This is a genomic window from Thermoanaerobaculia bacterium (assembly GCA_035260525.1).
Taxonomy (GTDB): domain Bacteria; phylum Acidobacteriota; class Thermoanaerobaculia; order UBA5066; family DATFVB01; genus DATFVB01.
Genome location: DATFVB010000242.1, coordinates 1 through 7,198 on the forward strand (window position 1 = coordinate 1; position 7,198 = coordinate 7,198).

General features: G+C 69.1%; 6 protein-coding genes. 3 read left to right on the forward strand and 3 right to left on the reverse strand.

Features of this window, described 5'->3' with window-relative positions; translation table 11 throughout:
* Nucleotides 1-165: 165 nt before the first annotated feature.
* Both VKH46_12085 and VKH46_12090 read right to left on the reverse strand, forming a co-directional pair.
* Nucleotides 166-1,248: an alpha/beta fold hydrolase gene (locus VKH46_12085; GenBank protein HKB71577.1), complete on the reverse strand. Its 1,083-nt coding sequence runs from the start codon at nucleotides 1,246-1,248 to the stop codon at nucleotides 166-168.
* The gene (locus tag VKH46_12090; protein HKB71578.1) at nucleotides 1,245-2,285 is read right to left on the reverse strand and encodes a cytochrome C; all 1,041 of its coding nucleotides are present in this window, start codon (nucleotides 2,283-2,285) and stop codon (nucleotides 1,245-1,247) included. Before VKH46_12090 ends, VKH46_12085 begins: the two co-directional genes overlap by 4 nt.
* A gap of 94 nt (nucleotides 2,286-2,379) precedes the next feature.
* Here VKH46_12090 and VKH46_12095 point away from each other — a divergent pair, with 94 nt between their 5' ends.
* The 3 genes from VKH46_12095 (at nucleotide 2,380) to msrB (ending at nucleotide 6,832) form a co-directional block, all read left to right on the forward strand.
* The gene (locus tag VKH46_12095) at nucleotides 2,380-4,332 is read left to right on the forward strand and encodes a transglutaminase domain-containing protein (protein ID HKB71579.1); all 1,953 of its coding nucleotides are present in this window, start codon (nucleotides 2,380-2,382) and stop codon (nucleotides 4,330-4,332) included.
* Nucleotides 4,329-6,263, forward strand: a complete 1,935-nt coding sequence (locus VKH46_12100; GenBank protein ID HKB71580.1) for a DUF3857 domain-containing protein — start codon at nucleotides 4,329-4,331, stop codon at nucleotides 6,261-6,263. Before VKH46_12095 ends, VKH46_12100 begins: the two co-directional genes overlap by 4 nt.
* A 71-nt stretch (nucleotides 6,264-6,334) precedes the next feature.
* Complete coding sequence (gene msrB, locus VKH46_12105; protein ID HKB71581.1) at nucleotides 6,335-6,832, forward strand: peptide-methionine (R)-S-oxide reductase MsrB; 498 nt, start codon at nucleotides 6,335-6,337, stop codon at nucleotides 6,830-6,832.
* Nucleotides 6,833-6,862: 30 nt separating this feature from the next.
* Here the strand turns inward: msrB and VKH46_12110 are convergent.
* The coding region (locus VKH46_12110; GenBank protein HKB71582.1) for a hypothetical protein at nucleotides 6,863-7,198 on the reverse strand (336 nt) is incomplete at its 5' end.

Here is a 7,198-nt window from a genome sequence, read left to right on the forward strand (position 1 = left end):
CGCGGCGATGCATCGAGCCGGACGGGCGCGTGCCGCCGGCCGTCGCCACGACGTACGCTCTCGGTACGCCTTAGGCGCCGGCCGGCAGCCCGCATCCCGTCGGGCTCGCGCCTCGACGCGCCTCGTCGTGGCGTCAATCGATCGAGGAAATCAACTCCGAGCGGTCTACTTCTTTTCGATCTCTCGCAGCAACTCTTCCAGGTAATTTTTCCACACCGCCGGGAACGAATGCGTCCCGTGCCCGCGGGTGGCGTCGCTCGTCGGGATGAGGACGTACTTTCCCCGCCGCACCCGCGGAATCAGCTTCTCCATGAAGCCGAGCTCCGGCGGGTTGATCTGGTCGTCGGCCGAGTTGATGGCGACGAGCGGCGCCTGGATCTTCGCGAGGTCGGGCGAAGGGTCGTATTCGCGCGAAGCGTCGAACGCGTAGAGCATGTCGTTCGCGTCGAGCCCGGCCAGGCGGGCGTGCATCTGCTCGTCGAGGAACCGGTCCGCGGCGTCGCGCGTCGGGGCGGCCTTCTGCCACTGGAGAGGGCTCGAGACCATGAAGAGGAGCACCTGGACGGCGGCGCGCAGCCCGCGCGGCTGGTCCCGATAGTCCCCGCCGTTCCAGCCCGGGTCGTCCCGGATGTCATCCATGATCATCTTGCGCATCATCCGGTTGCGGCCCGCGATCTGCGTCGGCACGCTCGCGAGCGGCACGAGGCCGTCCATGAAGTCCGGGTACTTCTCCCCCCACATCCACGTCTGCATGCCTCCCATCGACGTCCCCATCACGAGCTCGAGATGGTTCACGTGGAGGCCGTCGGTCAGCAGCCGGTGCTGGGCGGCGATCATGTCGTCGTACGTGTAGCGGGGAAACCGCGCGTGCATCCCGTCGCTCGGCTTGCTCGACCCGCCGTGCCCGATCCCGTCGGGGAGAACGATGAAGTGGGTCGCCGCGTCGAGGAGCTCGCCCGGCCCGAAGAGCACTCCGGCGAAGTTCTCGGTCATGAACTGCTTTCCGCTCCCGGTCGTGCCGTGCAGGATCAGCACCGCGTTGCGCACGACGCCCGCGGTGTCGCGGCGCGGCTTGCCGATCGTCCGGTAGTGGAGGCGGAGCTCCGGCAGGGACTCGCCCGAGTCGAACCGGAAGTTCCGGATGACGAAATCACCCTCCGCCGCCGCGACAGCCGCGCGCGCGGCGGCCGGGGCCAGCAGGAGAAGGGCGGCGCAGAGCGCGAGAGCGCGCGGCGCATGCGGCTTCATGGCGCGCTCCCGGCGTCGGAAGCCACCGTGCTGCCCGGCCGCGCCGCCGACGGCGCGTCGGGAAACGTGACGACGTCGTGGCGCACGGGCTTGACCGTCTTCAGGTAATCGTAGATCGCGCCGAGATCCTCCTCGGTCATCCCGGAAAACGCGAGCCAGCCCATCACGGTGTTTTGCCCCCGCGGGGCGACGGGAGAATTCTCGGCGAGCGGAGCGAACGCCTTGAAGCGGCCGATGAATTCCGCCTTCGTCGCGTGGCCCATCCACGTGTGTTCCTCCGGCGTCAGGTTCGCGGAACGGTTCGTTCCCCACGGCCCGCGGTATTCGTTCCCCCCGGCGAATTCCATTCCGGGAATGGGCCGGTGCCGGGCATCCTCGGTCGTGTGGCACCCGACGCAGCCCGCGATCGTCGTGAGGTACTTGCCGTAGGCGACGGAGTCGGTCGGCGAAACCGCCGCGACCGGCCCGTCGAGCGGCCGCGGAACCGACTTGAGGATGAGGTTCAGGGGAAACCGGATGCGCTTGGGCGGGACCGACTTGTGGATCGGCGGCAGCGTCCGGAGGTACGCGACGATCGCCCGCGCGTCCTCGTCGGAGAGCGTGCGGTAGCCGAGATACGGCATCATCGGGAAGAGGGCGCGGCCGTTCCGGTCCACCCCTTCGCGCATCGCGCGGAGCACTTCGCCGTCGGTCCAGCGCGCCAGGCCGTAGTCGGGGTCCGGCGTGATGTTCTGGGCGCAGACGACGCCGGGGACGCCGAGCTTCTCGTCGAACGCGAAACCGCCCTGTCCTTCCGTTCCGGGTTTGATCGGCATTCCGAATCGGCGGAAATCGTGATCGGAGTGGCAGCCGAGGCAGTCGGTCACGTGGCGAACGAGGTACCGGCCGCGTTGGACCCGCGCCGGCGTGATCTCGATCCTCTCCGCCGATGGCGGCCGGCTTTTGGGCGGTCGAAGGGCGAGGAAGGCGACGAGCGCGGCGAGCACTGCCCCGAAAACGACGGCCGTCGCCGCGAGGGCGCGAACGAATTTCCGCATGAATGGGACCTCCGGCGCGAATTCTAGTCGACCGCGCGCCGCTGGCCGTTCGAACAGGCAGACGCCTCCCGGGAATTCGGTTATCGTTCGCACAATGCCCCGTTCCCCGCGGTTCCTCGTCGCGCTCGCTTGCGCCGTGGCGATCTCTTCGGCCCGACCCGCCGTGGCGTACCGGTGGAAGGACCCGTCCCCGGCCGAGCGCGCGATCGCGGAGGATCCCGCCCGAGGCGTCGCCGGGGCGGTGTATCTCGAGATCTCCGAGGAGTCGATCGACGACGTCTTCCACGTCTACGTGCGCGCGAAGGTCCTCTCGCGGACCGGTTTCGAGATCGGAACCGTCGACGATCTCGACGAGGAGGCCTTCGAGATCGAGGGGCGCACCGTCTCGGCGACCGGCGTCGTGACCCCGCTGGCCCCGCGCGACATCCGCACGATCACGACGCTCAAGGCCGCCGGCGTGCGCCTGCGGCGAAAGGGCTTCACGATGCCGGCGCTCGAGCCCGGGAGCTTCGTCGAGTACACGTACCGCGAGTACGGCACGTTCGGGAACCGCGGGCCGTACCACGTCGAGATACCGTTCCAGCGAAAGTTCGACGTTCTCCGCGAATCGGTGTCGACCCCGCGGGCGGGGTTCCGCTATTCGAGCGCGATCCGCTTCGAAAACGGCGTGACGATCCGCGCCCGCAACGAGCCGGGGCGGATCTACTACGAGGCGGAGAACGTCCCCGCGCTCCACACGGAGCCGCACGGCCTTCCCGAGCAGGAACGCTCCGCGGGGCTGATCTTCTCCTATTTCTTCGCCGATCTCCGCGCCACGAGCGCCGACCAGTACTGGAAGGGGGCGGTTCACGTCGGTCTCGTCCCGTGGGTCAAGGAGCGGCTCCTGAAACCGTCGAAAGTCGCGGATCGCCTGAAGGCGATCCCCGGTTCGCACGCGGCCGATCCCGCCGCGCGGCTCCGCGCCCTCTACGCCTACGTGCAGTCCACTCTCGAGAACCGCGACGCCCTTCCCGCGGGAAAGACGCCGCCGAAGGGGGGATGGAAGAAGAACGACGACGCGGCGGACGCGTTCGACCACGGGAGCGGCGACGCCAACGACCTCGTCGCGGCGTTCGTCTCGCTGCTCCGTGCCGACGGGTGGACGTGCCGGATCGTCTGGTGCCCCGATCTCCAGGAGCGCGTGTTTCATCCGCAGATCCCCTCGATCTTCCAGTTCGACACCGAGGTCGTGGAGGTCCGCGATCCGGGCCTTCCGCGTCCGGTCTACCTCTCCTTCGAGCACCCCGAGCTCCCGTTCGGCGTCGTCCCGTGGAACCACCTCGACACCGACTGCTACGCCGTCGATCTCGATACGGAGAAGGCGGAGATCGTGCGCATTCCGGCCGGCATCCCGGCGCAGAACGCGGTCCGTCGGGTCTGGACGATGGACATCTCGGCCGACGGCGACGCGAAGATCGTGCGCGAGAGCCACTGGACGGGCGAGCAGGGATTCGAGGCGCGATCGACGTTTTTCGGGCAGGGTCGCGCGCAGTACGAAAAGGAGATCCGCGACCGTTACCAGAAGATGGACCCGCCGGCCGACGTCGCTTCGGTCGAGGTGCGGCACGAAAACGAGCCCGACGCGGAGTTCGTCTCGACGATCACGTTCACGCGGCCCGCGCTGGTGGACGTCGGATCGCGCTTCATCGTCGCGCCTCTCGCGATGATGCGACAGGACAACCCCTTCACGCAGACGACGCGCACCGAGCCCATCCGCTTTCCGTATCCGACGGTCGAGGCGGACGCCGTCACCGTCCGGGTCCCCGCCGGGTACGTCATGGACGGCGCCCCGCGCGGTTACGACGCCGCCAGCGAGGCGGGACACTACCTGGTCACCGCCCGCGCCGAAGGCGATTCGGTCGTCGTCGAGAGGCTCTTCGAGCTGCGGCGCTCCTCCGCGAGCGCGGAAGCCTACCCGCTCTATCGTTCGCTTTTCGAGACCGCGGCGCGGGGCGACGCCGAATTCGCGCTCGTCTTTCGAAAAGGATCGGCGGCGCCGTCCCGGTGAGACCGGCGATGTTCTGGCTCGCGGCCACCGCCGCCGCCGCCGCCCCGCTCGCCGCCTCGACGCCCGACTGGGTCGTGCGCGCCTCCCGGGAGACGGTTTCCCCCGGGCTCCTCGCGGCGCGGCTGGCGCCGGAATCGGCGGTGCTCTGGAGCCAGCAGATCATCACTGCCGCGCCCTCGTCGGGATCGACGAAGCTCTTCCGCCGGGAGGCGGTGCGGATCCTGACCGTCGGCGGCGTTCCGGCCGGGACCTTCGGCGAGACTTACGACGACGACTCGAAGGTGGACGTCGAGGGCGCGTGGAGCGTCCACTCGGACGGCAGCGCGGAAGAGCTGAGGCTCCGCGACGTCGTGTCGGCCCAGCTCGCGGTCCCCGAATTCTTCACGGACACGTACCGGCTCCTGTTCCGGCCGCCGCGGCTCGCGCCCGGCGACACCGCCGCGTTCGCCCTGTCGCGGAAGTCGCGCCGCGACGTCTATCAGTGGATCCTTCCCCTGCAGCGCGAGGTTCCGGTCGTGGGCCAGGAAGTGGTCGTCGATCTTCCCGAGGGATGGCGGCATCGCTGGCGCCTGACGCGCGCGCCGGAGGGTTACGAGGGGCCGCTTTCCGGGGAGGGGGGAAACCGCGCTTCGTATCGGTTCGGCCCGCAACGTGCGCTTTCGCCGGAAACGGACGCTCCTCCCGAGGCCGACCGCGCGGCCCACGTCGAGGTCGCGATCCTTCCGCCGGCCGGCGCTCGTTCCGATCTCGCGTTCGGCTCCTGGAACGACGTCGCCTCCTGGTTCGAGAGGAAGAGCGCCGCGGCGCGCGGCGACGCACCCGCCTCGGTCCGGATCGGCGGGCCGGACGGCGTCGCGGAGGCGGCGCGCTGGGTCCAGGACAGGATCCGCTACGTCGCCCTCGAAGTGGGGGAAGGGGGCTACGCCGCCCGCCCGCCGGCGCTCGTGGCTCAGCGCCTTTTCGGTGACTGCAAGGACAAGGCGTTCCTGACGATCGCGCTGCTCAAGCGTCTGGGCGTCGACGCCTACCCCGTCCTCGCCCTGCCGCGCGAGTTCGGGTCGGTCGACCCCGATTTCCCGACGCCCGCCGCGTTCAACCACTTGATCGTCGCCGTCCACCTCCCGAAAGGCGGCTCGTTCCCCGCATCGGTGACGCTCGCGGACGGGCTGCTCGTGATCTTCGATCCGACCAATTCCTGGACGCCGTTCGGCGAGATCGACGGGGATCTGCAGGGAACGCGGTCGCTCCTGGTCCGAAACGGGAACGGCGTGCTCCTCACCCTCCCTTACGCGCCTGCCGGGCGCAACCTCCACCGGCGCGTGGTCGACGCGACACTCGATTCCGACGGACGGCTCTCGGCCGTGGTGAAGGACACGACCGAAGGGGCGGTTTCGGAGCGCGGTTACTTCCGCGAGATGACCGGGCTCGAGCGGAGCGAGGCGATCGCGCGCCGCGCCGAACGGCAGATCCCCGGGTCGAGTGTGTCGCTCGCGTCCTTCGCGCATCTCGACGAGCGGGAGGTCCCGTTCGAGTCGACCTACACCGTGATCGCCCCGGACTTCCTGCGGCGCGCCGGGTCGATCTCGCTCCTCCCGGTGCTGCCCTGTCCGATCGGTCCCGGCCGGATCCCGAGACTTTCCGAACGGCGGTCCCCCATCGACCTCGGGCCTCCGCGGCGCGTCGAGCTGCAAACGACGATCCGCCTCCCGCCGGGCCTCTCGATCGAGGGGATGCCCGAGCCGGCGGAAGCCGACACGCCCTACGCGGCGTACCGCTTCGCGGTCTCGCGGAAAGGCGACGCGATCGTCGCCACGGAGAGCTTCGAGGTTCGCAAACCGCTCATCCCGCTCGCCGACGTCTCGGCGTGGAAGCCGGTCGAAGCGGCGGCGAGCCGCGCGCGCGCGGCGACCCTTGCCGTCCTCGGCCGCTGACCGGCGCCGCGCGCGGTGAGAAATTTCTCAAGTGCCGCCGCCGTTGGAAATCGCGGTGGTAGATTGACGGCATGAAGAAGTGGATGATTTTCACCGCGCTCACCGCCGTCGTCGCCGTGCTCGGCTCGCTCGGCGGGGGAAACGCCGAGAGCCCGAAAGGAAAGCCGATGGCCGAGAAGATCGTGAAGTCTGACGCCGAGTGGCAGAAGGATCTCACTCCCGAGCAGTACGAGATCCTTCGCAAGGCGGGGACCGAGCGCGCTTTCACCGGGAAGTACTGGAACAACCACGAGAAGGGGACCTACGTCTGCGCGGCCGACGGGAACCCGCTCTTCTCCTCGGACACCAAGTTCGAGTCCGGCACGGGCTGGCCGAGCTTCTGGCAGCCGATCTCGAAGTCCGCGGTCGAGACGAAGACCGATCGCAGCTTCTTCATGGACCGGACGGAAGTCCTCTGCAGCCGTTGCGGCGGCCATCTCGGCCATCTCTTCGACGACGGCCCTCCGCCGACGCACCAGCGCTATTGCATGAACTCCGCCGCGCTGAAGTTCGTTCCCGCGCCGAAGTGACGGCGCCCCCGCACGCGGTGCGATCTTCCTTCAGCGATCGATTTTCGCGGCTTCCCGCGCGAACCACGAATCGAAATCGACTTTCGCGACTTCGATCGCGTCCACGCGCCACGAGGACGGAGTGACCGCGACCAGCCGATAGACCACGAATGCGCTCCGTTCCTCCAGAATCGTCGTCACATCGGCGGGAAATTTCAGCTCGCGCTCCAGCACGCCCCGGACCTCCGCATCCAGCGGTATCGGCCGATCGTTTCGCGGCGCGGCGGGAGGCTCGATCTTCGCCGGAGGCCGCGACCGGGCCTTCGCGTCGGAGAGCATCTCCTCCGTGGACACGGGCGCCTCCGCGATTCGCGAAAGCAGGAGCGA

What these genes read in the sequence shown, in the direction of transcription:
- VKH46_12085 (HKB71577.1), bottom strand. Translation starts at nt 1,248, where the DNA reads ATGAAGCCGCATGCGCCGCGCGCTCTCGCGCTCTGCGCCGCCCTTCTC.
- VKH46_12090 (HKB71578.1), bottom strand. Translation starts at nt 2,285, where the DNA reads ATGCGGAAATTCGTTCGCGCCCTCGCGGCGACGGCCGTCGTTTTCGGG.
- VKH46_12095 (HKB71579.1), top strand. Translation starts at nt 2,380, where the DNA reads ATGCCCCGTTCCCCGCGGTTCCTCGTCGCGCTCGCTTGCGCCGTGGCG.
- msrB (HKB71581.1), top strand. Translation starts at nt 6,335, where the DNA reads ATGAAGAAGTGGATGATTTTCACCGCGCTCACCGCCGTCGTCGCCGTG.